Annotated in this window: 29 protein-coding genes; 7 read left to right on the plus strand and 22 right to left on the minus strand. The window is 56.8% G+C overall.

Annotated elements, in window-relative coordinates; genetic code table 11:
• Positions 1-975 (minus strand): AEC family transporter, encoded by a 975-nt coding sequence (locus tag Q0915_RS21110; RefSeq protein WP_299478354.1) that lies wholly within the window; start codon positions 973-975, stop codon positions 1-3.
• Positions 976-1,176: 201 nt separating this feature from the next.
• On the opposite strand from Q0915_RS21110, the gene Q0915_RS21115 reads away from it, so the two are divergent.
• The gene (locus Q0915_RS21115) at positions 1,177-2,331 is read left to right on the plus strand and encodes a hybrid sensor histidine kinase/response regulator (RefSeq protein ID WP_299478357.1); all 1,155 of its coding nucleotides are present in this window, start codon (positions 1,177-1,179) and stop codon (positions 2,329-2,331) included.
• A 52-nt stretch (positions 2,332-2,383) separates the two neighbouring features.
• On the opposite strand, the gene Q0915_RS21120 is transcribed toward Q0915_RS21115, so the two are convergent.
• Positions 2,384-3,040: a 2-hydroxychromene-2-carboxylate isomerase gene (locus Q0915_RS21120; RefSeq protein ID WP_299479140.1), complete on the minus strand. Its 657-nt coding sequence runs from the start codon at positions 3,038-3,040 to the stop codon at positions 2,384-2,386.
• Between the two features lie 184 nt (positions 3,041-3,224).
• Here Q0915_RS21120 and Q0915_RS21125 point away from each other — a divergent pair, with 184 nt between their 5' ends.
• Positions 3,225-4,004, plus strand: coding sequence for a phosphatase PAP2 family protein (locus tag Q0915_RS21125; protein WP_299478360.1), 780 nt, complete (start codon positions 3,225-3,227; stop codon positions 4,002-4,004).
• 429 nt (positions 4,005-4,433) lie between these two features.
• On the opposite strand, the gene Q0915_RS21130 is transcribed toward Q0915_RS21125, so the two are convergent.
• Complete coding sequence (locus Q0915_RS21130) at positions 4,434-4,886, minus strand: low molecular weight protein-tyrosine-phosphatase (RefSeq protein ID WP_299479143.1); 453 nt, start codon at positions 4,884-4,886, stop codon at positions 4,434-4,436.
• A 154-nt stretch (positions 4,887-5,040) separates the two neighbouring features.
• On the opposite strand from Q0915_RS21130, the gene Q0915_RS21135 reads away from it, so the two are divergent.
• Positions 5,041-5,337: a 4a-hydroxytetrahydrobiopterin dehydratase gene (locus tag Q0915_RS21135; RefSeq protein ID WP_299478363.1), complete on the plus strand. Its 297-nt coding sequence runs from the start codon at positions 5,041-5,043 to the stop codon at positions 5,335-5,337.
• Here the strand turns inward: Q0915_RS21135 and Q0915_RS21140 are convergent, their stop codons facing one another.
• The gene (locus Q0915_RS21140; protein ID WP_299478366.1) at positions 5,338-5,580 is read right to left on the minus strand and encodes a sulfurtransferase TusA family protein; all 243 of its coding nucleotides are present in this window, start codon (positions 5,578-5,580) and stop codon (positions 5,338-5,340) included.
• 165 nt (positions 5,581-5,745) lie between these two features.
• Here Q0915_RS21140 and Q0915_RS21145 point away from each other — a divergent pair, with 165 nt between their 5' ends.
• The 4 genes from Q0915_RS21145 to Q0915_RS21160 all read left to right on the plus strand — a co-directional run bounded on the left by Q0915_RS21145 (position 5,746) and on the right by Q0915_RS21160 (position 9,333).
• Complete coding sequence (locus Q0915_RS21145; protein WP_299478369.1) at positions 5,746-6,576, plus strand: ABC transporter substrate-binding protein; 831 nt, start codon at positions 5,746-5,748, stop codon at positions 6,574-6,576.
• 76 nt (positions 6,577-6,652) lie between these two features.
• A complete protein-coding gene (locus Q0915_RS21150; protein WP_299478372.1) occupies positions 6,653-7,204 on the plus strand; it encodes a DUF924 family protein in 552 nt (183 codons plus the stop codon).
• A 438-nt stretch (positions 7,205-7,642) separates the two neighbouring features.
• Entirely contained in the window at positions 7,643-7,981 is a 339-nt protein-coding gene (locus tag Q0915_RS21155; protein ID WP_299478375.1) for a P-II family nitrogen regulator, read from the plus strand.
• Positions 7,982-8,001: 20 nt separating this feature from the next.
• On the plus strand, positions 8,002-9,333 hold the full coding sequence (locus Q0915_RS21160) for an ammonium transporter (RefSeq protein WP_299478378.1): 1,332 nt from the start codon (positions 8,002-8,004) through the stop codon (positions 9,331-9,333).
• A 115-nt stretch (positions 9,334-9,448) separates the two neighbouring features.
• Here Q0915_RS21160 and Q0915_RS21165 read toward each other — a convergent pair whose 3' ends face one another.
• From Q0915_RS21165 to Q0915_RS21250, 18 genes are all read right to left on the minus strand, one after another.
• A complete protein-coding gene (locus Q0915_RS21165; RefSeq protein ID WP_299478381.1) occupies positions 9,449-10,564 on the minus strand; it encodes a methyl-accepting chemotaxis protein in 1,116 nt (371 codons plus the stop codon).
• Between the two features lie 212 nt (positions 10,565-10,776).
• Positions 10,777-11,457, minus strand: coding sequence for an HAD family hydrolase (locus Q0915_RS21170; RefSeq protein ID WP_299478384.1), 681 nt, complete (start codon positions 11,455-11,457; stop codon positions 10,777-10,779).
• Between the two features lie 31 nt (positions 11,458-11,488).
• Complete coding sequence (locus Q0915_RS21175) at positions 11,489-12,319, minus strand: ABC transporter permease subunit (protein WP_299478387.1); 831 nt, start codon at positions 12,317-12,319, stop codon at positions 11,489-11,491.
• 37 nt (positions 12,320-12,356) lie between these two features.
• On the minus strand, positions 12,357-13,250 hold the full coding sequence (locus tag Q0915_RS21180) for a cation diffusion facilitator family transporter (protein ID WP_299478389.1): 894 nt from the start codon (positions 13,248-13,250) through the stop codon (positions 12,357-12,359).
• A 127-nt stretch (positions 13,251-13,377) separates the two neighbouring features.
• Entirely contained in the window at positions 13,378-14,151 is a 774-nt protein-coding gene (locus tag Q0915_RS21185; RefSeq protein WP_299478392.1) for a thioredoxin family protein, read from the minus strand.
• A 127-nt stretch (positions 14,152-14,278) separates the two neighbouring features.
• Positions 14,279-14,905, minus strand: coding sequence for a DsbE family thiol:disulfide interchange protein (locus Q0915_RS21190; protein WP_299478395.1), 627 nt, complete (start codon positions 14,903-14,905; stop codon positions 14,279-14,281).
• A 5-nt stretch (positions 14,906-14,910) separates the two neighbouring features.
• Entirely contained in the window at positions 14,911-15,084 is a 174-nt protein-coding gene (gene ccmD, locus Q0915_RS21195) for a heme exporter protein CcmD (RefSeq protein WP_299478398.1), read from the minus strand.
• A gap of 4 nt (positions 15,085-15,088) precedes the next feature.
• Positions 15,089-15,853 (minus strand): heme ABC transporter permease, encoded by a 765-nt coding sequence (locus Q0915_RS21200; RefSeq protein WP_299478401.1) that lies wholly within the window; start codon positions 15,851-15,853, stop codon positions 15,089-15,091.
• 186 nt (positions 15,854-16,039) lie between these two features.
• Positions 16,040-17,563: a type VI secretion system contractile sheath large subunit gene (gene tssC / locus Q0915_RS21205; RefSeq protein ID WP_299478404.1), complete on the minus strand. Its 1,524-nt coding sequence runs from the start codon at positions 17,561-17,563 to the stop codon at positions 16,040-16,042.
• A gap of 140 nt (positions 17,564-17,703) precedes the next feature.
• Positions 17,704-18,360, minus strand: coding sequence for a heme exporter protein CcmB (ccmB, locus tag Q0915_RS21210; RefSeq protein WP_299479146.1), 657 nt, complete (start codon positions 18,358-18,360; stop codon positions 17,704-17,706).
• A gap of 11 nt (positions 18,361-18,371) precedes the next feature.
• Positions 18,372-19,085, minus strand: a complete 714-nt coding sequence (gene ccmA / locus Q0915_RS21215; protein WP_366525319.1) for a heme ABC exporter ATP-binding protein CcmA — start codon at positions 19,083-19,085, stop codon at positions 18,372-18,374.
• 130 nt (positions 19,086-19,215) lie between these two features.
• The gene (locus tag Q0915_RS21220) at positions 19,216-19,998 is read right to left on the minus strand and encodes a hypothetical protein (RefSeq protein ID WP_299478407.1); all 783 of its coding nucleotides are present in this window, start codon (positions 19,996-19,998) and stop codon (positions 19,216-19,218) included.
• A gap of 158 nt (positions 19,999-20,156) precedes the next feature.
• Entirely contained in the window at positions 20,157-20,987 is an 831-nt protein-coding gene (locus tag Q0915_RS21225) for a hypothetical protein (protein ID WP_299478410.1), read from the minus strand.
• A 248-nt stretch (positions 20,988-21,235) separates the two neighbouring features.
• The gene (locus tag Q0915_RS21230; RefSeq protein ID WP_299478413.1) at positions 21,236-22,015 is read right to left on the minus strand and encodes a hypothetical protein; all 780 of its coding nucleotides are present in this window, start codon (positions 22,013-22,015) and stop codon (positions 21,236-21,238) included.
• 146 nt (positions 22,016-22,161) lie between these two features.
• Positions 22,162-22,929 (minus strand): hypothetical protein, encoded by a 768-nt coding sequence (locus Q0915_RS21235; RefSeq protein ID WP_299478416.1) that lies wholly within the window; start codon positions 22,927-22,929, stop codon positions 22,162-22,164.
• Positions 22,930-22,991: 62 nt separating this feature from the next.
• Positions 22,992-23,855: an RDD family protein gene (locus Q0915_RS21240; protein WP_299478419.1), complete on the minus strand. Its 864-nt coding sequence runs from the start codon at positions 23,853-23,855 to the stop codon at positions 22,992-22,994.
• A gap of 53 nt (positions 23,856-23,908) precedes the next feature.
• Positions 23,909-24,907, minus strand: a complete 999-nt coding sequence (locus Q0915_RS21245; protein WP_299478422.1) for a stage II sporulation protein M — start codon at positions 24,905-24,907, stop codon at positions 23,909-23,911.
• A complete protein-coding gene (locus Q0915_RS21250; RefSeq protein ID WP_299478425.1) occupies positions 24,907-26,142 on the minus strand; it encodes a DUF58 domain-containing protein in 1,236 nt (411 codons plus the stop codon). The genes Q0915_RS21245 and Q0915_RS21250 overlap by 1 nt, the downstream gene beginning before the upstream one ends.
• Positions 26,143-26,197: the final 55 nt, after the last annotated feature.

Genomic DNA, 26,197 nt, shown 5'->3' on the forward strand with positions numbered 1-26,197 from the left:
CTATAAGAAGTCGCGGCCGAACCAGAAGCTCAGGAACGAAACCCAAAGGCTGGTGGTCACGATCGCACTCAAAGTCGTCATGGTGATCGCGTTGGCGGACATCGCATGCCCGGTCCCGTATCGATTGGCAAAGATATAAGCATTGACGCCGGTCGGGCAGCCCGCAACCAGGGTCGCAGCGGCGACCCAGAGCGGCGGCAGCTGAAACAGGAAAGCGCCTGCAAGAAACACGACCGTCGGCATGACGATGATCTTGATGGACCCAAGCAGGAACCCGGGCAGCATGTTTCCGCGCAGACCGTATTGCACAAGGCTCATGCCGAGGGACAATAGCGCGAGCGGCAGCGCTGTCGCGGCAATCCGCCCGAGCACTTCTTCACCCAACTCCGGCAGCTCCAGACCAGTCTGCCGCCACGCAAAAGCGAGAAGGATCGTTATGATCAGGGGATTGGTGATGATATTGCGTCCGGCGTCCAGAACCAGTTTGCCCAGTGAGGGCATCGCCGTACCGCTATCGATCGCCGCGGTGCGTTCCATGGCGATTGCCATCACGATTGTCATCGTCGCGAGATGGATCGAAATGATCAGAAGCACGGGAACCAGGCCCGCGTTGCCGTAAACCGCCGCGACCACAGGCATTCCGACCAGGAGCAAGTTGGCGTAGGAAGAGGAGATGCCGCCGATTGCGCCTGCACGTGCTTCTCTGCCAAATCCCTTGCGAATGACCAGCGTGCCAAGGATCCAGGCAGTTGCAACGCCCAGAAAGTAACTTGCCCAGAGTGCGAACGGCAGCCCGCCCGAAAGGTCTGCGCCAATCAGTGACCGGAATACAAGAACAGGCAGTGCAACCACGAAAACGAATTGGCCGAGCGCATCTCCGATGCCTTGCGACAGCACTCCAAATCGCGCCAGGCAATATCCGATGCCGATCAAGAGGAACACCGGAGCGACAATGGAAAAAGTCTGCGCAATCATGTGGGGTCCGGTTAGGGTCTGGAGAAGTGGCGTAGCAGGGCGAGCAAGAATTTGCGGTTGGGAACTGTTTTTAGGGGATTGGATCACGCACCGCCAGCCTTCAAAATGAACCCGCAAGAGGACGATGCATCATTCAGTCACGGCGGTGTTTGACGGCCGGAAATGACAGGTTGCCCCGTTCTTCAGGAGGAATAGGGCAGAATGCCGGATCATGACGACGACAATGCCAGGCTTGCGCTATTGGCGCATGATCTCAGAACACCTCTGTTTGCCATGCGGCTTACAGCCGATCTGATCGGAAACGGGTCCCTGGATGATGATCAGGCGGAAAAACTCGCGATCCTGATCAAATCCATAGACTCCCTGACTGAAATGACAGGCGATCTTGTGGAAACGGCGAGTGCTGGCCATGCCTCAAGCACCGGCCCGCAAAGTATCATCGCGCTTGTCACGGAATGCGCAGACCTTTTCCGGATCGCCGCGGAAAACAAGGGCCTTGCGTTTGACGTGCGGATTGATGCGCAATTGCGAGATCTGTGGACGGCGCATCCGATCGAGCTGCGCCGTATTCTGATGGCTGTCCTGGATAACGCGATCAAATACACCGAGACGGGAAAGGTGAGCGTCTCCGTGCAACAGTCGATGCACAGCGAGGCAGGCGACCAGAACCGGACCGATCAGGCTTTTGCCTGCATTGCGGTTTCAGATACCGGGCCGGGCATCGATCCAGACGAAGAGGTCCATCTCTTCCGCCCCTTTTCACGAGGCCGCCGAGGCGCCTCGGCGGTCGCCGGACATGGGCTTGGATTGTGGGGTGCCACCCGGCTGGTAGAGGTGCTGCGAGGACGGTTGTTCCTGCGCCGCCCGGCTGACGGAGGAAGCTGCTTTGAAATTCACATACCCGCATCCACGAGTGAGGCAGCGCCCGTTCCGGAAGCGGCGCCCGGCCTGACAGCGTCAAACAAGGAAAACACACGCGGTCTCAAGGCGCATGTCCTCATTGTGGACGACAACGCCACAAATTGCCGGCTGATGGCTGCTTTGCTGGAAACCTTCGGATGCACATTCGACGTTTCCCAGTCTGGCGAAGACGCGCTTGCGCTGATCGGGGCCCGGGACTACGACGCGATCCTTCTCGATCTTAACATGCCCGGAAAGAGCGGTATCGAGACGGCGCTCGAAGTGAAGGCGGATCCCTCGAAGTCGGGGCTGCCGCTTATTGCGGTGACGGCGGCATTGGAGGGTGTCAGTGAACGTCAACTGCGGGAGGCAGGGTTCCGCGAGACTGTGACCAAACCCCTGTCACCGACCGATCTCTATGCGGCGCTGGTTCGTGCTTGCAGTGATCCTGCCTGAGAAGCCGGGATCTCATTCGCACTCCGGCCAGTTGGGTACGGCTCCCGCGCATTCAAAGGCGTGCTGCCACTTCCAGGGCCTGTTCGAGACGATCGTCGCCCCAATAAAGGTCACGGTTTGACAGTACGAAACTCGGTGCCCCGAAAATTCCCAGCTGTTCCGCCTCCGCGACCGCCGCTCTCAGTCCGATTTTCGTTTCAGATGATTTGGCTTCATTGAGTGTCCGATCGACGGGTGCGCCCGTTTCCAGCAGGAGGTCTGCCATCAGAGCTTCATCGGAAATGTCGAAACCTTGGCCGAACTGCGCGACATAGACCGCACGTGTAAAGGCGCCGATCCACGCTTCCTGGCGGCCACAATAAGCGATCCGCGCCGCTGCCAGGCTGTGTTGTGGAAAAGGCGCTGGCATGCGAAACGGCAAACCGTACCGTTCGCACTGACGTTCCATGTCCCGCCACATGTAACTGCCCTTTGCCGGCTGCAGGTTGAAGGGCGAGGTGTCCCAGCCCTGCTTCTTGAAAATGGGGCCGAGCAAAAAGGGGCGCCAGACGATTTTCACGTTGCAATCGGTTGCGAGGGTCTGAATCCGCATGGCCGACAGATAGCTGTATGTCGACGCAAACTCGTACCAGAATTCGACGATCGGTTTGCCGTCGGACTGCAGGGACACGATGTTCGAGCCTTCAGGCTGATTGGACTGGCGGTTCATTGTCACCTTGTGATACTCCGCAAACGATTAGCCGGGCTTTCGGGGATTGGATGCTCCTGGCGAATGAGCTAGATCATGAGTTCTCAAATCGGCCTGAAATACAGTGATGACACAAAGCGATCTCTCCAAGAATAGTTCGAAGTCATGGGTTCGCAAGCTGGCCGTGCGGTGTATGGCCCATCCAATGATCGCCGTCACGGCTTATATTGTCGCCGTTTCGCTGTTTTTTCTGAGTTTCCCGGGCGTTGATTTTTGGGCCAGCGGCGTATTTTACAACGAGGTTTCGGGTTTTTGGGCGCAGAATGAACCGTTCCTGCGGGATGTACGGCACCTCGGCCCGTTTCTTGTGAAGGTGATTGCGATCGCCTGTGTCGGTGTGCTCGTCATCAAGTTGCTTGCACCCGGACGTCCACCCCTCATGCCGCTTCGCCAGCCGGTCTTTCTCCTGACGACGCTTATTTTGGGTCCCGGCGTGATCGTGAACGCGATCCTGAAGGACAATTGGGGGCGCCCAAGGCCTCGGTATGTCGAAGAGTTTGGCGGTGATTTGCCTTATCAGCCCGTTTGGAAAATCACCGACCATTGCGACAGCAACTGTTCGTTCGTCTCCGGCGAGGCGTCGGCGGCCATGTGGCTCACATCGATCGCGTTTCTGGTTCCAGTGACCTGGCGCAAGGCCTCGCTGTTATTCCTAGTGCCTCTGTGTCTGGTTCTTTCGGCCAACAGGGTCGCGTTTGGCGGACATTTTTTCTCAGACACGCTGATATCGTGGGGGATCACGCTATTGCTGATCCTGGCTGTCTATCACCTTCTGTACCAACGGGTTCCGCCAATCGTGAGTGACCGGAAACTGGATGAATGGTTCACGGTGAACGGACGCAGGCTGCACCGGCGGCTCAACCGTTTAATCCTTCGCTCCAGGATCATTGTGCGCGGAGTGACCCGTAAATTTTCAGAACACTAGCGCCATTCAAACTGGCAGAACGTTTTGCGATTTCATGTTCGGCTTTCCGCGTCTCGTTGATGCCGGATTTTGCGCGGCCGGGTTCGCTTCAAAATACGCGCGAAGCGAAGTGGAGATCTGTTTTCCACCCAGGTGATTGCGTCGTTCAACGGTGGCGTGTTCCTGCGTCGCTTGCGAAGATGGCGGGCGGCACTGCGGCTGGTGCCGACAATGACGACAAGCCCAAGCGCGAGTAGCGGGACGCCGGTTGGAATTGGGAGCCAAACCGTCGCAAAGCCGAGCAATAGGAGCAGAGCGGCCAGTGACCACCACAGAATTTTCATCGCAAAGCCAAGCTAACAATCACGAGGGCCTGTCATAACGCAGGCTCCAAGAAGAATTTATGAAATCGAACGCTCAAATTCTCTTAGCTGAGCAAGCAAGCCAGTATCAGGTATAGGCGTCGAGCAGTTGCCCGCATCCGGACCGGATGAGATGATACACCTCGTCAAAGCCTTCGGGACCGCCAAAGAAGGGGTCGGGGACATCTCGAGGCGGCGCGTTCAGCAAAAGGCGAACATCGGCGGGCGCGGCCGGACTCAACTCTGTCAGCGTCGACAGGTTCTGCGCATCCATGGCTACGATGACATCGAATGTCTCGAAATCAGCGTCGGCCACTTTGCGAGCGCGTTGACCGGAAATATCGATGCCATGCCGGGCTGCGATCTCAATCGAGCGGGCATCGGGCGGATTGCCGACATGCCAGGGGCCGGTTCCGGCTGAATCTATTGTGAACGTGTCGGAGAGGCCTGCATTTTCAACAAGGTCCTTGAAGATCCCCTCGGCGAGCGGCGATCGGCAGATATTGCCAAGGCAAACGAACAAGACAGCACGTGACAATATGGCCTCCAAAGTGCGCAATATGCGCAAGGTGCTGCCTTAGGAAGATAAATGCAATGGCATGTCAGGGAAATCGCCATCGTCTTCGTGACGTGATGCCACTAGACTGTGACATGTCATGTGTTCCATTGAAGGCACATCGTCAAAGGAGAGTAGGATGGCTGAGCGACTGAAACCTGAAGACCGCGCCGCGGGACTTACCACGTTGCCGGAATGGCATCTGTGCGAAGGGCGCGAAGCGATTTTCAAATCTTTCAAGTTCAAAGACTTTCGGGAAGCCTTCGGGTTCATGACACAGGTCGCGCTCGTGGCCGAGAAAATGAACCATCATCCCGAGTGGTCAAATGTCTACAGAACAGTAGACATCACGCTGGCAACGCATGACGTTGGCGGTTTGAGTGAACTCGACCTGGAGCTGGCCGGTGAAATCGAAAAGATCGCATCGTCGTCATAATTACGGCGACCCGGTCTTCTCACCCTTCGACAGCCGGAAGCGGTGTCCGAACTCGGTCCGTTCACCTTCGATCAGCGTATGGCCGTTCTCCTGGCAGAAGTGCGGGATATCGATTTCCGCCATCGGATCGGTTGTCAGGACAATGAGCTGATCGCCGTCGCTCAGCCGTGTCAGCGCCTTTCGGGTTTTTAGAACCGGGAGCGGACATTTCAGCCCCTTGAGATCGAGCATTGTTTCAGACACTGATATTATTCCATTGATTTTTGGCCGATATTTCAATTTCCACCCGGTGCCCTTGTCGGCTGAATCGCGGATCTTCAAGCGGCATTAATGGTTCAGAACTAGAATGGTGGCTGACTTTACAGAACCCCTTCAATGGTTCCTTGCAACAATTAGCAGAGACGTCAAATGCTTTGTTTTGATCCGGACAAGAGAACAAAACCTTTGCAGATCCTCGCCGTTGCGCTCGCGGTGCTGCTGGGCAGTGTTGTTGCCGCATTAAGCGAAGCAAGGGAAATCAGAATCGTCACGCAAAATTTCGCGCCCCTCCAGTGGGACAACAATGGGGTGCCCGACGGGTATGTAGCGCGCTACATCTCGGCGGTGTTTGAACGGGTGAATGAGGATCTGCCGGTAGAAATCGGATCGTTCGAGTTTCTGCCCTGGAAGCGGGCGATCCTGACAGCGAAGTCCGCTCCGAACGTGATGCTATTTTCCATGTCGCGGACGCCTCAACGCGAAGACCAGTTTCTTTGGCTCGGTGAGGTTTCACCTTACGGACAGTACTTGTTCCAGCTGAATTCGCAGCCCCGTTTTGTGGTCGACACAGTGGAAGATCTGCTGGATCTCGATGTGAAAATCGGCGTGCAGGACGGCGGAAACACACATTCCTACCTGAAGAGCCTGGGGCTTGACGCCTCCGGACAACTGGTCCCGATCACCGACTATCGTCAGGGTATCGAGATGCTCTATTTAGGCCGGGTCGATCTGTTGCCGCTGACCGGATTTCTTGCCGAAGCAGCCGCCTGCAAGCAAGGTTATGATGGCAGTCTCCTGCAGCCGGTTGTCTATATCGAAGATCTTGCAAAGCCCCTCTGGGCGGTCTTCAGCAAAGGGACTGACCCGGATCTCGCCGATGCCTTTCGCCTGGAAATGGTTGCGTTGAAAGAAAGCGGATATCTGGAAGATTTGACCCAGATGCATCGGGATAACTGGCAGATTCAGGCCTGCGGACAGTAAAGAAGGTTGCTTCTTGTTTGCATGAGTGCTTTCGAAAGACTTGTCTTTCGCTTGCACGCCTGAACTGGAAAAACCGATGAACGATACCGCGATAACGCCCTTGGATGTGCTTGATTTCTGGTGGCAGGCCGGGTCTGCGAAATGGTTCGCCGGCGGTGACAAGTTCGACGGCAGTTGCCGCGATCGGTTTGCCGCAAGCCTTGCTGCGGCAAAAGCCGGAGAGCTGGATCACTGGCAGGAAACAGCAGATGGAACGCTTGCGCTGCTTCTCCTGCTCGATCAGATGTCGCGCAATATTCATCGCGGTTCGCCCGAGGCCTTCAGCGGCGATGCCAAGGCGATTGCCATCGCAGAAAGAGCAATCGACCGGGGGTTTGACCGGGCTTTTCCAAAGGATGCGCGAGGATTTTTCTACCTTCCCTTTGAACACTCAGAGGATATGGAGCACCAGGAAAGGGCGGTCGACCTGTGCAGGCGGCTCGGAGACAAAGAGCTTTATCATTACGCGCTAGTGCATATGGATGTGATCCGGCGCTTTGGCCGGTTTCCTCATCGCAACAAGGTTTTGGGGCGCGCGACGACAGCGGAGGAAGACGCCTATTTGAGGGATGGCGGCTTTTCGGCCTGATGCTTTCAGGCTCCTGCGAAGCGTTCCGTTTCGGCCGGACGAAGTCGCCAAGATCAGCTGGCAGGTTCCAAGAGTTCCTGCCTTTTTTCGGTGCTTTTGCTCACAATTAGCCCTGCACAATTTTTCACCCGCAGCTCTCAATTTGTCTATTTTTTGAGCGAAGAAGCTGCCCAGTTTTTCATCATGCATCTGCAATTAACGAAGTCCTGAATCGCTAAATTCTCTTAAGTCTCTGAAAAACATATATTCTTTCATTCACCTCCCTAGTTGGCACGGTCCTTGATTAAGAAAGGCCGACGTTGGGCCGGCTCACCAGAAAATGGTGCATCTCAAGACCTGAGTACCCTTCCAGAGGGGGAACTGAACAGGCGCGTGTCCGGTGCCGACGACCGAGCTTCTTCGCAGGGAAGGGGCAGAAAAAGGGGAATGGTACGAGCAATGAAAATAGTGATGGCCATCATCAAGCCGTTCAAGCTCGACGAAGTGCGCGACGCCCTGACAGGCATCGGCATCCAGGGCCTGACGGTGACCGAAGTGAAAGGCTATGGCCGCCAGAAGGGGCACACCGAAATCTACCGCGGCACGGAATACGCGGTGAGCTTCCTGCCGAAGCTGAAAATCGAAGTCGCCGTCGATACTGCCGACGTCGAAAAGGTCATTGACGTTATCTCCGGCGCCGCGAAAACCGGTCAGATCGGAGACGGCAAAATATTCGTTCACTCGATCGATCAGGCTGTGCGCATCCGCACTGGCGAAACAGACGCCGAAGCTCTGTGATTTAGGTAAGGAAACGTATCATGAAAAAACTTGTCGCTAAGAGTGCGGCGACGCTTGCCGTGTTGAGCCTTTCGGTTCTTCCGGTTTTCGCTCAAGACACTGCGGCTGAAGCTCCGGCTGTATCTCCGGAAGTCGCCTATATTCTCAACACGCTTCTGTTCTTGATCGGTGGCTTCCTGGTTATGTGGATGGCCGCCGGTTTCGCCATGCTCGAGGCAGGTCTGGTCCGTTCCAAGAACGTGTCCATGCAGTGTCTGAAGAACATCTCGCTTTATTCAATTGCGGGCCTGATGTTCTGGATCACCGGCTATAACCTGATGTACACGGGCGTTGACGGCGGTTTCATGGGCTCCTTCGGCCCGTATTCATTTGACGAAGTTGGCGGCAATGCGCTCGACACCGGCTATTCGACAGCCTCTGACTGGTTCTTCCAGATGGTGTTCTGTGCGACCACCGCGTCCATCGTGTCCGGAACGCTTGCCGAGCGTATCAAGCTGTGGCCGTTCCTGATCTTCACGGTCGTTCTCACAGGTTTCATCTACCCGATCGCGGGTTCCTGGCAGTGGGGTGCCGGCTGGCTATCCGAAATGGGTTTCTCCGATTTCGCAGGCTCCACGCTGGTTCACTCCGTTGGTGGCTGGGCCGCACTTGCAGGTGCCATCATCCTCGGCGCGCGTAAGGGCAAATATGGCGCAGACGGCACCGTTCATCCCTTCCCGGGTTCTTCCATGCCGCTGGCAACACTCGGCACCTTCATCCTGTGGCTGGGCTGGTTCGGCTTCAACGGTGCTTCTCAGCTCGCTATGGGAACGATTGGCGATGTCTCCGACATCTCGCGCATCTTCGCGAACACCAACATGGCCGCCGCGGCCGGTGTGGTCGTCGCTGTTCTGCTCACCCAGGCTCTCTACAAGAAAGTCGATGTGACCATGGCTCTGAACGGTGCTCTGGCCGGTCTCGTGTCTATTACCGCTGAGCCGCTGGCACCAAGTGTCTGGCAGGCCGTGTTCATCGGTGGTGTTGGTGGTGCGATCGTCGTGTTCACTGTTCCGCTTCTCGACAAGCTGAAAATCGACGATGTCGTCGGTGCCATCCCGGTTCACCTCATCGCAGGTATCTGGGGCACCTTCATCGTGCCGCTCTCCAACGGCGACGCTTCCTGGGTCACCCAGATCATCGGTATCGTTGCTTACGGTGTCTTCACACTGGTGGCGTCCGCGGTTGTCTGGTTCATCCTGAAAGCTGCAATGGGCATCCGCGTATCCGACGAGGAAGAAGCGCTTGGTCTCGACAAGGTCGAAATCGGTGTGGAAGCCTATCCGGAATTCGGAACAGGTTCCCAGCGTCTCTGATTTAACAGAGGCGTTAGAACAAAATCTCCCAGGCGGTCTATTGGCTCGGACCGCAAACTGGAAACCCGGGGGCAACCCCGGGTTTTTTTTGCCTGCACCGGTAGCACGAGATGGGTCAGACGACGGCCGGTTTCAATTTTTCAGCAACGTCCTGAACCGCATCGGATGCGCGCTTTGCAAGCTCAATGTTTTTGGCTGAGCCCTTGATTGCGTTTTCCGTATCCTGCCGGATCTTGTGCAAGTTCGTTGAAACCTCGTCCAGCGCCGACGTCTTGTCGTTCATCTGTCTGGACGTCGCCTCATTCCTGGAGGTCAGGTCCTGCAAATAGTCTTCGACCGTCGAGATCTGTTCAAGGCTGCCGGCACTCTGCGTATCGGAAAGTTCAAGTTTCTCCTTGGCTGTCTTGACGAGCTCCCGGGTCTCGGCGAGCGACTGCGTCATTTCCGACAAGATCGTCGCAATCGACTCGACCGCCTTTTCCGTCGATCCGGCCAGTGCCTTGACCTCACTGGCTACCACCGCGAAGCCCTTGCCTGCATCTCCGGCCCGCGCTGCCTCAATGGTTGCGTTGAGTGCCAGAAGATTGGTTTGTGCAGAAATGGATGAAATTTCCTGAGCGAGATTTTCTATGTCGTTGAACTTGTTCGTCAGGTCCGAAGTTGCAGTGTTCAATTTCCCAATCAGATCGGCAGCACCGAGGCAAGTTTCGGAAATCGTCTGGATGCTCTCGCGCGCTTCGGTGATTTTCGTTCCAGCATTTGCAAGATCCTGCGTGCAGCTTTCGGCCCGCACGCCGACCGAACGCAGGTCGTCCTGGATCTGATCGGCCGTCGAGATGAGTTCGGCAAGGAATTCCGCCCGCTCCCTGCTGGCTGAATTCACCGCCCTGGCATTCTGACCGATCTGCGAAACCACCGCCCACGCATCCTTGAGCTGTTCGATTTCGGCTTCAGCGGCCGGGCCTGGCGGGGCTGCGAAGTTTTGCCCGTCACTGCGGGATGCCTCATCGGCGGGAGCTGCCTGCGGATCGAGCGCGTTGTTTTTGTGATTGGCGTCCTTGTGCCGTAATGTGAGGTAGGCACTGACAAGCGAGACGATGAACGGTACCGCAGTCGACAAAAGCGCTTGCCAGATGACAAGCTCTGCCTGGCCGAAAACAGCGTCCACCTGATTGATAATCGTCAAAATGGAGCCCACGACGATCGCCGTAATCAAGGCACGTTTAAACATCGGACCAGTCCCTTCGTCACTGTCTCAACAGGATCGTCGAACATGGTTAATAGTGTAAAAACCGTCGGTCCGGCGTCAGTTTTTGAGGATTGAGCGCGTGCCGTGGTAACCACCCTTTTGGGGCAAGGTCGTGTCTGAGCTGATGGATTGACCCGCAGGCTATGCCCGTCGGATGCCCGGGGGAAGGGGGCGAATTGCCGATATGGGTCGCCTTAGGCCGGTGCTTCGCTGCTCAAGAGTTCAGCCATGTTACCGTGGCTTTCAACAACCTTGTGTGCGCCTGCTTCCAGTAATTGTCCCGCATGGCCATCGTGACTGTGCCCGCCGCCGACAAATCCCCAAACCGTCATGCCGGCGGCAAGGCCTGCTTTCACACCGTTTGAGCTGTCTTCGACCACAAGCGTTGCTGCAGGGTCTACGCCGAGTTTTTCAGCGGCAAGCAGGAACAGATCCGGCGCCGGCTTGCCGTTGGCAACCTGTTCGCCGGAATAAATATGCGGCTCGAAATAGTCATAAAGACCTGTGTGCTGAAGCTTATGGACCAGCCGGTGAAGGCGCGACGAAGATGCAACAGCCCTTGGGCCGTCATGCGCCTCCAGCAGTTGTTTGATACCCGCTATCTCCGACAATTCCCGATCAATCCGGTCCATCGTCGCGGCATCGAGCTCGGGACCGAAGGTTTCGGGCAACGGGCCCTTGCCTATCGCGCGATGGTCCCGGTCGAGCGCGGCCCAGAAATCAGAGCTGCCAAGGCCCTGGAACCTGCTCATATATTCATCCAGGTCGTATTGAAGGCCAATACGCGCCAGATGTTCGCGTTCCACCTCGACATAGATGATTTCCGAATCAACCAGTACGCCGTCGCAATCGAACAGGATCGCTTCAAATGTCATGCGATATTCGCCTTCTTTGAGGTCAGTTTCATCAATGCGAGCCGTCAAACAGTCCTTTAATGACCTGTCTTTGAAACAAGATGACAAGGATTGACGGCGGAAGAATAGCCAGGATTGCCAGCATCAATCCCGGCAGGCTTGCCCGTCCGAAAAACTGCATGCCCCGGACGACGGTATAGGCGGATTCTTCTGACGTGACGATGACGGGCCAAAGATACTGGTTCCATCCGTTCACGAACAGAACCAGAAAAAGAGCCGCAGCCGTCGGAAGGGACAGGGGCAGCAGGATGTCCTTGAAAAATTTCCAGGCACCTGCGCCATCCAGCTTGGCCGATTCAAGCAAAGTATCCGGAACGGTCATGAGAAATTGCCGGAAGAACAATGTCCCCAGTCCGGACGCAACAAGCGGCAGCACAAGCCCGGTGCGTGTGTTCACGAGACCGAGATTGGCGACCACTTCATAGGTCGGCAGAAACCGCGATTCCAGCGGGAGCATCAGCGTGAGCATCAAGATTGCGAAAATCACGCTGGCTCCCCTGACCCGGAAATAAATCAAGGCGTAGGCGGCAAGCAGGGAGACAGCAACTTTCAATGCGGCAAAGCCCGCACCAAGAATGAATGAATTCCAGACCATGGCGACAACCGTGATGTCTCCGGAAAATCCCGCACTTGAGGTCAGAAACGAACCGTAATTTTCCAGCAGCGCCCCACCCGGATCGAGGCGGGGCATTATCGGGGTGCCGGGGACATGTGTGGTTGCCGCGAACAGGGCATAAACCGGCACGCACATGAGCAAGGCGCCCGCGATCAGCAGTACATGATCCAGGGCCTGAGTGACCCGGCGTTTGTGAGACGCGTTCAACGACAATTCCTGCTTGATTTCATCTTTGGCAAATCTCTCAAAGAACGACGATACCAGAGTGTTTGGCCTTGTGTTCGGGCTCGACATGTATCGTGATATGCGCTCCGGGAACGTCTTCCTTGATTGCGATTTCAATTCGGTCGCAGATATCGTGGGCGGCGTCTACCGACATATCGCCCGGAACGACAAGGTGGAAGTCAATGAAGGTCGATTTTCCTGCGATCCTTGTTCTCAGGTCATGCGCCTCAATCGCACCTTCGCCCTGCTCTGAAATCTGATCGCGAATTTTTTCAAGGACATCGCCTGAGGCTGCCTCATCCATCAGTCCGCCAATGGACTCCTTGACCAGTTCCCAGCCTGACCAGAGGACTGTAAGGCCGACGAGAAGCGCCAAGGCCGGGTCGAGCAGGTTCCATCCTGTCATGAGCGCCAGGACAACACCCACAAGCACCCCAAGCGAGCTGAGAACATCGGTCCTCAAATGTTTGCCGTCGGCGATGAGCGCAGGCGATCTCGCCTTCTTGCCGTATCGCATCAGATAGCGCGCCCAGGCTCCGTTGATCAAAGCTGCCGCGAGATTCATCGCGATGCCCTCGGGCGAGAACTGGGGGCTGTCGCCAGCGGTGAAGCCTATCCACGCGGCTCTGAAAATAGATATCGCGGCAAGCACGATCATGACGCCGACCAGAACAGCGGCAAAGTACTCAGCCTTGTCGTGTCCGTAGGGGTGGTTGCTATCTGCCGGCTTGGAAGCAAACCAGATCGCGGCGAGAGCTGCAAAAGACGAGGCAATGTTGACCGTTGTCTCAAGCGCATCGGATAACAGCGCGACAGAGTCGGTCAAAAGGTATGCGCCTGTTTTCAGGGCGAGCACCAGAAAGCCGACAAAAATGCTGATTACGGCAACCCGGATCCTGACCTTAAGGTCCATGCCTTACCCCTGTCGCGAAGATCAAGCCGCGGCAAGGGGTATCAGTTTTTACAAAGGTTACAAGGCTGCAGCCGCGATAATCCTGCACTTTCTGCGGGCTCGCCGCTGGCCAACGCATCCAATTGTTCTAGGAAGCGTCCTGCCAGTCCATGACCGCCGCGCCTATGATTTTTCCCGGACCATCCCGGTCCTCGACCTGGATCAGGATCGCGCACCGGGCATCGCCTTTCAGCATCAGCTTCGACTTCGGCATGCGGAAGGTCACAGACCCTCCTTCCCAGACGCCCATCGGCTCAAGGTTGCGGACAATGTTCACATATTTGATCTGACGGCCCGCGTTTTCGCCGCGGCCGATTTCAACTGTGGCCTCGTCTTCGATCCTGAGGAAGTACACGGTCGCCATTTTCGCGCCGCTGGGCAAGGTGCCATCCACCTTGGCCTGGACAACCATGTCAGAGATCGTCAGATCGACATCCGCGGTAAAGGGTTCCGCCCGGTTCAAGGCCGCGCGGACTTCGCGCTCCCGGCTACCGACAACGTGTTCTTCACCGTTGATCACCATTTGCGGCGTATAGACGGACCTGTCACCCCTGCGCGTGGCGTAGGAGCGCTGACGCTGGGAGTGTACCGGGCTTGCGAACGTGTCCTTCCAGCCCAGGTAATCCCAATAATCAACGGGCATGAGAACCGTCAGAACATCCTTGTCTTCCTCGACCAGGCGCTCAGCAAGCTGATCGGCCGGTGGGCAGGACGAACAGCCCTGGCTCGTAAAGAGTTCCACAACCTTTTGCGGCTGGGCGACCGCAGCCTGCATAGCGGCGATTGAGCCGGCTATTCCAGCGATAACAACAATTCCTGTCCGGAAAGCCTTGCGTGCTTTCCGATATGAGAGACCCACCATTTGGCTCGTTTCCTGTTTTGCTTGACCGTAAAGTATGCAACTTGGCATTCAATCGCGAGTCACGAGCCGGTGACATGCTGATCAGGATATGGAATTCGCGGGAAAGTGACAAACGCTGGAGCTGCTGTTACTGGCCCGAAGCAATGATTTTTTGCAGTTCCGGCAGGAAGACCTGCTCATAGCTCAAAGGGCCAAGCGGTCCGATGAACTTGTAGCGGATCGTGCCTTCGCCATCGACAACAAAGGTCTCAGGAACACCGTAAACGCCCCAGTCAATCGCGGTTCGCCCTGCAGCGTCAGCGCCGATACGGTCGTAAGGATTGCCGAGGCTGCCAAGAAAACGGCGCGCGTTTTCAGGCTTGTCCTTGTAGTTGATGCCGATGAGCTGAATTCCTTCGACCTTTGCAAGCCTTTCCAGAAGCGGGTGCTCGTCCCGGCAAGGTCCGCACCAGGACGCGAAAACGTTCACGACTGAAATCTTGCCGATGAGATCGTCCCGGGAAAAACCAGGCACTGCAGTTCCATCCTTCGAAAGCCCCTCAACGGCGCTCAGGGTGACGTCCGGCGCCGGTTTGTTGATCAGGGCGGATGGTATCGCCTGTGGGTCGTTTCCAAGAAGGAGCTGAAACATGAACAAGCCCGCCAAGGCCATGAACACGATCAGGGGCAGCAGAACAAGGATCGGAAAGCCGCGCTTTTGGTTAGGTCCGCCGGTCTCTGGATCTGTATTGAGGTCAGATTCGGAGGTGCTCATTTCCTTCACCCGCGCTCGTGCTGGGGACGCGCGCGCGAAATGCCCTGATCGGCGAGCTCCTTCAAGGCACGGTCCTGATTTGCCCTGTCAATTTTCACCCATGCGACAAGACCAAGCACGGTCAAAAGGCAAAGCCCGTAAGATGCCAGAATAAAGCCAGCGTGTGGTCCGAGATCCATGGTGCTACTCCGCTGGCTGTGCCGTTGCTGCGGCCGTACCGGGCTGTGATGCGCTTGCAGCCCGCATCCTCAGGGCACGCACGCGGCGCCGCAGCACCTCATTGCGCATGGCCATGAGATGCAGCACAAGGAACAACAGGGTGAAGGCAACCGCCATGACCAGCAGCGGCCAAAGCTGATCGGGATGAATTGTCGGCCCGTCAAGGCGGACCACGCTTGCAGGTTGGTGAAGCGTGTTCCACCAGTCGACGGAAAACTTGATGATCGGAAGGTTGAGCGCACCAACGAGTGTCAGAACCGCGGCGGCCTTCCCGGCCTTGATCGGATCATCCATGGTCCGCCACAGCGTCATCAGACCAAGATACATGATCAAGAGCACAAGTACGGATGTCAGCCGTGCGTCCCAGACCCAATAGGTGCCCCACATGGGCTTGCCCCAAAGCGAGCCCGTCACCAGTGCCATGAACGTGAACGCCGCTCCGATCGGTGCAGCGCTTTTCGCCGAGACGTCGGCCAGCGGGTGCTTCCAGACGAGGGTGCCGATCGAGGACAGCGACATGACCGTGTAACACATCATGCAAAGCCAGGCGGCCGGTACATGGATATACATGATGCGGATGGTCTGGCCCTGCTGATAGTCTTCAGGGGCCAGGAAGCTCATATAAAGTCCGGTGGCAAAGGCGAGCACGCACAATGCAATCAGCCAGGGCAGTACGACCTGGACGATCCTTAAAAACCGCGTCGGATTTGCATAATCCCAAAATGCCATAGCGTCTTACTTACTTTACTCTCCCGCGTCCTTCAATGCACCGCGTCGCCGCAGACTGCATTGCGATCGATCAAGACAGAGTGAGCAGATAGAGCGGACTGTCCGGATCTTGTCGCTGCAAGCGGTAACGCATTTGCCCTGATCGCGAACGGCCGGAAGCACGAATGACGCGCCTTGCGCAGGTGTTCAAGCCTGATCCGGCAATGTCAGCTCAAGCCGGATTGCGACACCCAGACCTTCAAATTGATACCCCGGGAGAATCTCCAGCTCCGCCTGTTGGTGTTCATTCCTTTCGGTCAGTGTGAAGCTTGCCGCCTGAATTGGATACGCGCCCCTGCGCTCCGGACGCAATTCCCACGGTCGTGGGTGAACCGAACGGTCAAGCCAATCCTGAACATGTTGTTGAAAGGCTTCACCGATGGGTTCAGGCCAGTCTGCCGCCATGCGCATAACGTGGTGTGCATAGCGGCTGACGCAAAGAACATAGGGTAACCGGCTCAGCACGACTTGGCGTGCCTCTTCTTCCGGATCGGCAATCTTCCCAGCGTCCGGCGTGTTCAGCGACTGCGCTCCGAAAAATACGGGTTTTGCACGGCCTTTCCGCGGTAGCAGTGAAATTAGGCCTTCCCTGGCCCATTTTGTCTCAAGTCGCTCGTCGATCAGCAAATCCAGCGGCGTCATCACGTTGGAAGGGGCATCGGTTGTCGGCAACGCAAGCTCCGGCAAACCCGCAACTTCACCGCCGCCATCGGCGCCACGGATCCTAACGGCCCAGCCATAGGTTTTCGCCGAACGGCCAACATTCGCCGCCATAGCAAAGGCTGAGTTGATCCACAAAAAACCAGCTGCATCTTCGAACGACACATCTTCTACTAAAACAAATGCCCCTGCCGAAGGCGCCTCGTTGCCGTAAGGCAGCCGCCCTAGGACTCGGGGCAGGCACAATCCGATGTAGCGGCTGTCTTTATGCCGCCGCAGAGCCGCCCAATCGGGATGGCTGAGCAACGGATCGGAGTTCTTTGGTTCAGATTTTCGTTTAGTTGCTAGCCTGTCTGCAGAATAAAGCGAAGGGGAAACACCGGCGAGCAGCGGTGTTTGCGCCTTCGCGCAAATCTGGCCGAGCGCGCGCAACAGATTGATGTCTGCCGGAGTGTTGTCGACAGCTTCGTCCAACACCAGGAGCCCGTAGGGTTCGCCGCCCGGCGATTGGTACACGTCTTCGAAAAGAGCTCGCGAAACCCGGTCTCCGGGTCTGAGCTTAACGGGGCCATCATGTAGAAGAGATTGCAGCTCACTCCGATTGATGTTCATTGCTCGAAGCCGCAGCAGCTCGTCCCACTCAACGTTGGACGCCAAGTAAAAAAGCCCGCGCCATGTACTCTCCAGGTCCCGGAATGCGGGATGATGGAGAATTTGGGTGAGCTGTGCCGAGAGGTTCCTATCTAAGTGAGCGATCATGGCGTCGAGTGTCTCGGCGCCGTTGTCTTTGACCAGGTATGGCCGCTCCAATGCAACTCTTGCGATGTGGGGTTTGGCAGCCTCAAGTGCCCGGTCGATATCCGCCTGCGAGGGCAAACCACTTAAATCGTCTGGATTGTGATCTGCGTGGTCTTCGGATGGAGCGGAAGCAGCAGGCGCCCTACCGGACGCCTCCTCGATGTGCGTGCCGGGTTCATGAGACATATTCAGACCAAGAAATCGGCGCAACATGGAAAACACTGCGGGATTCCTTCAAAAACTTACTTATAACGTTGGTTTGGCGCGGAACTTCACAACAATAAACCAGATACTAGCACAAGCCGCGCCGGGATCATTTGAAGTGTAATGGTTCCGAGCTGGGCTCGCACTTGTCAGTCCGCCGCAAATCGCAACGCGGCAGCAGAGGCGATGGGTCCGACGACTGCGGCAATCAGCGTCAGCGCGCACAGGATAAGAAATGGTGTCAGGAACGGCACCGGGTCGTGTATGGCCGCGTCGGCTGCGCTGACACCGAAGATCAGCACCGGTATTGCGAGCGGGACCACGAGGACTGCAAGCAGCAATCCCCCGCGGCGCAGGGAGACCGTCAGAGAAGCGCCGATTGCGCCGATCAACGTCAAGGCGGGTGTGCCCGCAAGCAGCGTCAGGGTGACCGCACCCATGGAGACCGGATCAAGGTTCAGAAAAATCGCAAGCAGCGGTGCCGCGACAACGAGGGGCAGGCCCGTTGCAATCCAGTGTGCAAGGCACTTTATCAGGACCACCAGTTCCAGCGGCCGCCCGGCCATCATCATAAGATCCAGCGTGCCGTCTTCCCGGTCCGCCTGAAACAGCCGGTCCAGTCCAAGGAGCGTTGCCAGAAGCGCCCCTATCCAGAGGATCGCCGGCCCGATTCGAGCCAGAAGGTTGAGATCCGGTCCGACGCCGAAGGGAATGACGGTGACTACCGCAAGGAAAAACAGAACACCTACCAGAGCACTGCCGCCAATGCGGACGGACAGACGCAGATCGCGCTGAAACAATGCCATTGCCCAGCCCGTCACAGCAATGCCTCCTCGAGAATCTGTTCGGCAGGTTCCGCGGCCTTGAGGTGCAGCGTTTTCATACTGTCGAGCGCAAGTTCGGTATGGGTGGCGGTGACGATCAGACCACCTTCGGCCAGGTGCGTATTCATCAGGCCAAGGAGCTGGCCCTCGGATGCCTTGTCGAGCGCTGAAGTCGGTTCATCCATGAGCCAGATGGGGCGCGGTGTAACCAGAAGACGGGCGAGGGAGAGGCGGCGTTTCTGCCCGGCGGACAGATAGGCGGCCGGGAGCTGCGCCGTATGTGCAATGCCGAGTGTCTGAAGTGCCTCCGCAGGTGACTGCGGAACACAGCTAAAGCCCTTTGCCTCGCACCGGGACATGAAACTTTGCCAGAAGCCGAGATTTTCCAGGACGGACAAAGCTCCTTTTACGGCATCCTGGTGCCCAAAATAATGCGCCTGCTCATGCGGCAGCTTGTCCGGCTCGCCGTTCTCGAGCCGGAGCGTTCCCTCGGCAAGCGGGACAAGTCCTGCCAGCGTTCGCAAAAGAGACGATTTGCCGATCCCGTTGGCACCCGTCACCACCAGGGCGGTTCCGTGCTCCAACGAAAAGGACAAGTTCTGGAACACCCGCCGTCCGCCGCGGTCAATGGTCAGATTTTCGGCGATAAGTTTCAGGGCGCTGCTCCGATGGAAACTGGATATTGGTCTTGTTAGTTCCCACAGCAGATATCATGCAAGGAAATTCAACGGCTTTAATCTCGGTCAAACTTGCGACGGTTCGGATCGTTGAGCCGGTTTGAGCATGGCGATCAGTGGAGGGAGCGGCGCCGGTGGGCGACGCTCCATAGACACGTTATCAGTCGAACACCGATGCGATCTGGTCGACGTTCACGCCTTCCTTGATCTCGCGAAGCCGCGCGTAAATCAGCGCGATCAGGATACTGATGTAACCGGCGCCCAAAGTGGAAATGGCGGCAAAGAGTATGACGCCGATGATCAATCCGACAGTGCCGAGCACGGCGATGAGGCCGACGACAAACAGGGCCACAAAGCTGATGATCATGGAGAGGATGATCGCAAGGACAAGCGCACCGACGATCGGCCAGCGGTATTCCTTGGTAAGTGCCCGGCTGCGCGCCATAGCGCCAAATCCGACGCGTTCGATCACGATAACCGGGGCAATGACCGCAAAGACCGCGTAGACCCAGATACCGGGCACAATGAGCAGCATCAAGCCGATGACAACCAGTATGGTGACGGCAATCGTCATGATTGCCAGCGGGACGACGACGCTGATCGCCGGGCCAATATAGCGTCCGATCTGGATTGGACGGGCCAGCTTGGCGTCATAGGCGAGCTGAACCAGCAGGGCAGTCGTGATGGAATAGACCACCATGTTGATGACGACCGACAAAATGCTGGCAACGACGCTGCCAGGCCCGGTGAATTCCTGCGGTTCTATGCCCAGGGCAACGTTGAACCCCGTCAACAGGCCGGAAATCACGAAACCGATGAGCGTCGGTACGAAACCGATGATGATGACCTGGATGAAGTGGCCGAAAAGGATCGAGAAACTCTCGCCGATGATTGAGCCTACACCAAGAGACGCCTTGGGTTGGCCAAGGGATGCGTCAGTCATGCAAATTCTCCGTTCATTTCAAAAGCTAAATGCAAAAAAATGTCTAAGAACAGTTCGCACGCCTCGACGGGCGTGATCGATTCTTATGGCGAGGCACAATAAGTCCAATAGGTAGTTCCGACAAGCGCCGGCGGTCGGGCCAGTGCCGTATCAATAGGTCAATCGAACACACCCGCAATTTGTTCCATAGTGGTTCCCTCCTTGATCTCGCACAGGCGAGCAAAAATCAAAGTGATCAGAACGCTGAGAAGGCCGGAGGCCAACGATGAAATGCTTGCGAGGACAAGTACCGACAGAATGATTCCAACGAAGCCTCCTGACATGCCGAAGAAAAAGACGAAAAACCCCAGCACAAGCGACAAGATAACGATAAAGAAGATTGTGAGCGTTATCGCGGCGACGATGGGCCACCTGTAGTCTTTTGTCAGGTGGAAGCTTCGCAAAATACCGCGAAAACCGTCTCGTGAAATCACGACCGCCGGGATCGTGACAGAGAAAACAGAGTAGACCCAGAGCAATGCGACCAGGAGAAGCGGTACGAGAACGACAGGACTGAGATTGGCGGCTCCGGCCGCGGTCGCAATTGTAAATGCGACAAGGCCCAAAACCAGGAGAATCAAAATGTTCAGAGCGGCATTCGGTAGCAGCGTTCTGAAGGCTGTGGTGATGTAGCGTTTGAGTGCCAATGGGCGGTGGAGGTTCGCGTCGAACGCATATTGAACCAGCAACGCGAAGGTAATCGACATGGCTGCAATGCTGATCACCCCTGCAAGAATCGAAGCGAAGTTTCCTGTCAGACCACTATACGCAAGCTGCTGCGAGGCCAGGGTGAGGTTTGCTCCGGCGAGAAAGCTCGAAGCCAGCTGACCTATGAATGTCGGAACGAACCCTAGAACGATCACCAAAAACCAACGTTCAAAGACGATTGTAAATGTCTCGCTCACAAGCGTGCCGATGCCAAGCGATGCTTTCGGCTCTGACTCAGGCACATACGCTTTCTTGCCTTCAGAGGATTCGACGGCTTTTTGTGCGGATTGTCCGTCCTGATTATGCAAGTGCCCAAGCCTGTTTTGTTTTTAAAGCGACTCTCCAACCTTAGGTTGATGGCTGGCGACGTTCAAGCGTTATTCGTCAATTTTGCGGATGCGGGCCGCAAGGCAATTCCAGGCAACTGAAAGCTAAAGAAATGCCTTGGATTGATCGATACCCGCATCTCAATTTGACCGCCTCTTTGCGCTTAATCGAATACCCCTGCGATCTGGTCGACGCTGACACCTTCCTTGATCTCGCGCAGGCGCGCGTAGATGAGCGCCACCAGGATACTGGCGAGGCCGGCACCGAATGTAGACATGATCGCGTTCAGGATAAGGTCCAGGGCAACACTGCCGACAACAATCGACAAAATGCCGATAACAAAGCCGGTGATCATGTTGATACCGATCAGGATCAGGAGGAACAGGACCAACAAGCCTATGATTGGCCAACGGTATTCCTTTGTCAGACGGGCGCTGCGCCCGAGGCCGCCGAAGCCTGCCCCTTCAATAACGATTGCGGGTGCCAGAACGCAAAACACCGCATAGATCCAGAGACCCGGTACAATCAGCAAGGCAAAGCCAATCATGAACAGGATGCCGGAAACGAGACTTAGGACGACGAGCGGAACCACGGATGCAAATGCCGGTCCGAGATATTTCGCAAGACGCGGCTGCCGGTTGAGCTTTGCGTCATAGGCAAGCTGAACCAGCAGAGCCGTGGTGAGGGCATAAACAACGATCTGGATCAGGATGGTGAGCACAATCGCAATCGCGAAACCCGGGCCGCTGATATCCGGTACCGCGGTGCCTGCAACCACGCCAAACCCAAGCAGTGCACCTGAGAGCAGTAAACCGATCAGCGCCGGGCCGAAGGCCAATTGGAACACTTTGAAAAAGTTTCCGAAGAAAATTGAGAAACTCTCGCTCAGCAGCGTTGTGACGCCAAGCGGCGGCCTGGTGTGCATTGCCGATATGTCTGCCATCAATAAAACCCCCGATATTCAGTCTGACACCGAAAATTGCGTCTGATGCCCGTCTCTGTGTCCGAATGTGGAATTCAACCGGGCAGATGCGACGGTGGTAAACCCGAAATCAAAATGAACTCTTAAGTTGATCATGCCGATTTCGTTCAATCGAACACCGCTGCAATCTCGTCGACGCTGACCCCTTCCTTGATTTCGCGCAGCCGCGCATAGATAAGTGCGGTCAGGATACTGATGAGGCCGGTTCCGACAGCGGTCAGCGCTGCGTAAATGACGATCGAGACTGCCAGGATGCCGCTCGTCAATGCAAGGTCGGCAACGACCAGGGCGATGATGATGATCACCAGCGCACATATCCAGGTGATTACCAGCGCGCCGACGATTGGCCAGCGGTAGTTTTTGGTGAGTTTCTCGCTTCGGCCAAGGCCCTTGAAACCGAGACGTTCGATGACGACGGCGGGCTCCATGACGGAAAAGACGGCATAGACCCAGAGGCCGGGTATGATGAAGGCCAGCGCTGCCACTCCCATCAGAATTCCGACCGCGATACCCAGGATTGCGATGGGAAAAATCGCGGACATCGCCGGACCAATGTATTTTCCAATTCTGACGGGTCGCTTGAGCTTTGCGTCATAGGCGAGCTGAACCATGAAAGCCGTGGTGATGGAATAGACGACAAGATCAATAAGGCTGACAAGCGCGCTCGCGCCACCGGATGACGCGTTGGTTTCTTCAAAACCCAGAACAGCTTCAAAGCCGACCAGATACCCGCCAAGGACGACACCGAGCAGACTAGGAACAAAGCCGATCACGACGACCGGGACGAACTGCCTGAACAGGATCGAGAAACTCTCGGCAATCAGGGTTCCGACCCCGAGAGGGATATGGACTTCGATGTTTTCCGCGTCAGTCATTTAAAGGTTCCACGTTCACGCAATCGAACCCGGGAGCATTGGCATATCAGCCGGACAAGTGTTTAGGCGTCTTCCTCGTTCTGAGCATAGTGCTTGTTAGCGCGGCGGTCGCCAAACAATTGGCGCTGTTCCAGATGTTCGCGTTGCGCCTTGTAAAAAGCCTGAAGGAAGCGCAACCGGTCTGCCTGCGGGACCGGGTTCGCGTAGCCGATTTTCTTGCGGATCTTTTCGACAATCGCTTCGATTGTCTTGTTTCTCTCTGCATCACTACCGGTGGGGCGCGTGCTTTGAGCCCTCAACAGTCCCTCGAGCGTCTGTAACTCGAACGCACCGTAGTGATCGAGCTGGTGGGACAGGAAGACGAACCCCTTTTTGTCCTGGGAAATTGTGCGCGGTTCGCTTGCCAGGTCTTTCAGCAGCACAGGAACCGGCATGTGAATGACATGGGTACCGGCCATCATGTCGCCCAGGCGTCTTCGGTAACGATCGAATATGGGCACCAGAAGGCAGACCAAAATCCACGCGAAGGCGGCGAGCGAGGCGAACGGCGAAGATGCATCGAGCATAAGAACCAGTGTTCCCGGCAGGAAGACCTCGGCTTCCTTCATCATGTTCCGCAAGACAAGCGCATGGGTCGTCAGTGGGCCACCGTCATGGGAGACGACCTTGATCTTCAAGATGCGCTTGCCGAGCGTCTGACCGTTCCAGACGAGTTCGGCAAGAATGTAGTAGGGAACGCGGATCAGAAAGAACAACAGAGCGCCGATTGCGACAATCGTCTGCGGCCCCGTGATGTTCAGAGCCGAGAGCAGGATCATGATGGCGACCAGCGCGATTGTCGTGATCACGATATCGGTTATCTGTGCGCCCAACCGGACACCGACACCAGCGATCTGCATGGTGAGCGGGACCCCTTCCGGCGGCATGAGCTGATTCCGCGACGGCCGGTCCTGTTTCTGTTTTTTGCGCAGGCGCAGCCTCATTTTTGTTCCCGTCCCGCAAACAAGAACCAGATCAGCCACAGCGCGCCAATGCCCCAGCCGATAATGAACCGCATATAGATATCCTGAACGAGTTGCCGGCCAAAACCTTCCAGAAAGGCCGCCACGAGCAGCATGAGCGCGGCGACAAGTGCCAGTTTCAGGGCATCCCGCCCGGCGTGTCGCAGCGAGGCCACCCTTGAAAGATCTCCCGGGAACAAGAGAGCTGCGCCAAGCTTGATTCCGCCGGCGCAGGCAATGCAGATTGCCGAGAGTTCCGTAACACCGTGGATCGAGAGCCAGCCGGCGATGTCGGGGCCAAGTCCCCGGTCGACATGCAGCGCGAAAAATGCTCCCAGCATCAGGCCGTTGTAGAAGGTCAGCAGGATCGCGGGTGCGCAGGCAAAAACGCCGAGCCCGAACACGAATATCGCAATTCGGGTGTTGTGGGAGAACAGATAGGTGGCGAAGGCCCCGAGCCCCGATGCGTCCGGATTTTCGTCGTAGATCACCGATCGAAGCGCCTCGTAGGTTGCGTCCGGACCACGCCCGCCGGCAAGCTCCGCCGGCATGAAGACGTAAAACCAGTCAGCGCTTTCAAAATAGAGCAGATAGCCGGAGAGTGCGCCCAGTCCCATGCACAAGAAACCGAGCAGTATGAAGAACCAGGACCGCCTCATGGCCTGGGGTGCGCTGTAGGCAAAGAACTTCTGGAACAGGCCGCCAAGCCGTTCCTGTGGTGCATAGACGCAAAGATAGGCGCGGGAGGTGAGCGCCTCAAGATAGCCAAGCAGGGCCTTGTCGAGCGAAATTTCCCGTGCGATCGACAGCGATGTGGTTGCCTGCCGGTAAAGCGATGCCAGGTCTCGGGCTTCGGCGAAATCCATGTGCTGCAGCCCCCGGCTTTCAGCAGATAGGACCAGTTTTTCCAGGCGCTGCCAGTCGGCCTCCCTTTCCTTTCGAAAGCGCGCCGAACGCATGAGATCCTGATCTTTCATCAAATCATCTCCCGCGCCTTGATCTCTAAATAGGTTGAAATCAAACGGGCCGTTACGGCATTTGGCTTTGCATCGACGATGGTAACACCCATGCGCGCAAGCCGCTCCAGAACCAGCCGCCTTTCATTGATGGACTGGTTTGCAGCCACAATTGTTGCCGCGCCCTCAAGATTGTCCGGGGCCGTTTCGATCAGCGTTTCCAGGTCCGGATCGCGAATGGCGACAAAAATCAAGAGGTGCCGTTTGGCGAGAATTCCGATGTTCTCGATGAGGAGTTCGGCGGACGTCGTGTCGATGAAGTCGGTGAAGACAATGATGAGGCTGCGTTTCGGGGTGCGTGCGTTCAGCTCCGTCAGGGCCAGGGTGTGGTTGGTCTCGCGGCTGACATAAGTGAGTTCGGCCGTCCAGTTGCGCAGACGGGCAAAGGCGGTCCTTCCCGGTGCGGGTGCTGCGAATGTGCGCGGGCGTACATCATAGGAATAGTAGCCGACGAGGTCGCCGCCGATGGCCGCGGCCCAGGCCGTCGCAAGGCCGGCAGTAACCGCGTGATCGATCTTGGGCAGGCCGCCGATTTCCTCGCGCATCAAGTAGCCATTGTCGAGGGCGATGATGACATGGTGATTGCGTTCCGCGCGCAGCTCCTTGGCAACAAGCGAGCGCCGGCGGGCCGACCGTTTCCAGTCGATCGACTTGATGTCCATGCCCGGCACAAAATCGCGAAGCTGATGAAATTCCGACCCTTCTCCCAAGGCCCGGTTTTCCTTGACCCCGTAAAGCGTTGACATGACGGTCGTCGTGATTTCTCCGGACTGAACCTGTCGGATATTGGGCACGACGCGAAGCTCGGCGCCCAGATCAAGGCGGGGCACGAATTCCAGCAGTCTGAGGCGCGATTCCCAAAAGAGCCAAAGATGCTCCAGGCGCCAGACACCGCGCCGTACGGCGCGTACCGGGACGCTTGCGGCAAAGCCTCCGCTTGCGCCTTGGTAAAATGCGATGTCGTGTTCGCCGCTCAGTCCTTCCGGCCATTCGAGCCTCGCGTAAAGTTCGGCAGGTGCGCTTTCAAGGCTGAGCCGGAGCTCAACGGTCTCGCCGACAAAGATCTCCGGCGGGGCTTCAAAGGAAAGGTTCCTCGGGCGCCGCAGGGAAGACGCCATGTCAAAGGCGATCAGAAGGCCGAGAAGAACCCATGGCAGGATCGCAAGGTCACGCAGGGCCGTGCTGGCGACAATCATGATCAAAGAGATCAGGAGTGTGCCTGAGGCAAAAACCAGCAGTCTTTTGGACGGA

Origin of the sequence: uncultured Roseibium sp., assembly GCF_947494555.1 — a bacterium.
In the GTDB taxonomy this organism is placed as follows: domain Bacteria; phylum Pseudomonadota; class Alphaproteobacteria; order Rhizobiales; family Stappiaceae; genus Roseibium.

What these genes read in the sequence shown, in the direction of transcription:
- Q0915_RS21145 (WP_299478369.1), top strand. Translation starts at nt 5,746, where the DNA reads ATGCTTTGTTTTGATCCGGACAAGAGAACAAAACCTTTGCAGATCCTC.
- Q0915_RS21240 (WP_299478419.1), bottom strand. Translation starts at nt 23,855, where the DNA reads ATGCCGCCGGAAGGGGTCCCGCTCACCATGCAGATCGCTGGTGTCGGT.
- Q0915_RS21160 (WP_299478378.1), top strand. Translation starts at nt 8,002, where the DNA reads ATGAAAAAACTTGTCGCTAAGAGTGCGGCGACGCTTGCCGTGTTGAGC.
- ccmB (WP_299479146.1), bottom strand. Translation starts at nt 18,360, where the DNA reads ATGGCATTGTTTCAGCGCGATCTGCGTCTGTCCGTCCGCATTGGCGGC.
- Q0915_RS21165 (WP_299478381.1), bottom strand. Translation starts at nt 10,564, where the DNA reads ATGTTTAAACGTGCCTTGATTACGGCGATCGTCGTGGGCTCCATTTTG.
- Q0915_RS21230 (WP_299478413.1), bottom strand. Translation starts at nt 22,015, where the DNA reads ATGGCAGACATATCGGCAATGCACACCAGGCCGCCGCTTGGCGTCACA.
- Q0915_RS21235 (WP_299478416.1), bottom strand. Translation starts at nt 22,929, where the DNA reads ATGACTGACGCGGAAAACATCGAAGTCCATATCCCTCTCGGGGTCGGA.
- Q0915_RS21135 (WP_299478363.1), top strand. Translation starts at nt 5,041, where the DNA reads ATGGCTGAGCGACTGAAACCTGAAGACCGCGCCGCGGGACTTACCACG.
- Q0915_RS21110 (WP_299478354.1), bottom strand. Translation starts at nt 975, where the DNA reads ATGATTGCGCAGACTTTTTCCATTGTCGCTCCGGTGTTCCTCTTGATC.
- Q0915_RS21190 (WP_299478395.1), bottom strand. Translation starts at nt 14,905, where the DNA reads ATGAGCACCTCCGAATCTGACCTCAATACAGATCCAGAGACCGGCGGA.
- Q0915_RS21155 (WP_299478375.1), top strand. Translation starts at nt 7,643, where the DNA reads ATGAAAATAGTGATGGCCATCATCAAGCCGTTCAAGCTCGACGAAGTG.
- Q0915_RS21125 (WP_299478360.1), top strand. Translation starts at nt 3,225, where the DNA reads ATGATCGCCGTCACGGCTTATATTGTCGCCGTTTCGCTGTTTTTTCTG.
- Q0915_RS21115 (WP_299478357.1), top strand. Translation starts at nt 1,177, where the DNA reads ATGCCGGATCATGACGACGACAATGCCAGGCTTGCGCTATTGGCGCAT.
- Q0915_RS21220 (WP_299478407.1), bottom strand. Translation starts at nt 19,998, where the DNA reads ATGACTGACGCATCCCTTGGCCAACCCAAGGCGTCTCTTGGTGTAGGC.
- Q0915_RS21185 (WP_299478392.1), bottom strand. Translation starts at nt 14,151, where the DNA reads ATGGTGGGTCTCTCATATCGGAAAGCACGCAAGGCTTTCCGGACAGGA.
- Q0915_RS21170 (WP_299478384.1), bottom strand. Translation starts at nt 11,457, where the DNA reads ATGACATTTGAAGCGATCCTGTTCGATTGCGACGGCGTACTGGTTGAT.
- Q0915_RS21200 (WP_299478401.1), bottom strand. Translation starts at nt 15,853, where the DNA reads ATGGCATTTTGGGATTATGCAAATCCGACGCGGTTTTTAAGGATCGTC.
- Q0915_RS21245 (WP_299478422.1), bottom strand. Translation starts at nt 24,907, where the DNA reads ATGAAAGATCAGGATCTCATGCGTTCGGCGCGCTTTCGAAAGGAAAGG.
- Q0915_RS21150 (WP_299478372.1), top strand. Translation starts at nt 6,653, where the DNA reads ATGAACGATACCGCGATAACGCCCTTGGATGTGCTTGATTTCTGGTGG.
- Q0915_RS21120 (WP_299479140.1), bottom strand. Translation starts at nt 3,040, where the DNA reads ATGAACCGCCAGTCCAATCAGCCTGAAGGCTCGAACATCGTGTCCCTG.
- tssC (WP_299478404.1), bottom strand. Translation starts at nt 17,563, where the DNA reads ATGTTGCGCCGATTTCTTGGTCTGAATATGTCTCATGAACCCGGCACG.
- ccmD (WP_299478398.1), bottom strand. Translation starts at nt 15,084, where the DNA reads ATGGATCTCGGACCACACGCTGGCTTTATTCTGGCATCTTACGGGCTT.
- Q0915_RS21250 (WP_299478425.1), bottom strand. Translation starts at nt 26,142, where the DNA reads ATGATTGTCGCCAGCACGGCCCTGCGTGACCTTGCGATCCTGCCATGG.
- Q0915_RS21180 (WP_299478389.1), bottom strand. Translation starts at nt 13,250, where the DNA reads ATGGACCTTAAGGTCAGGATCCGGGTTGCCGTAATCAGCATTTTTGTC.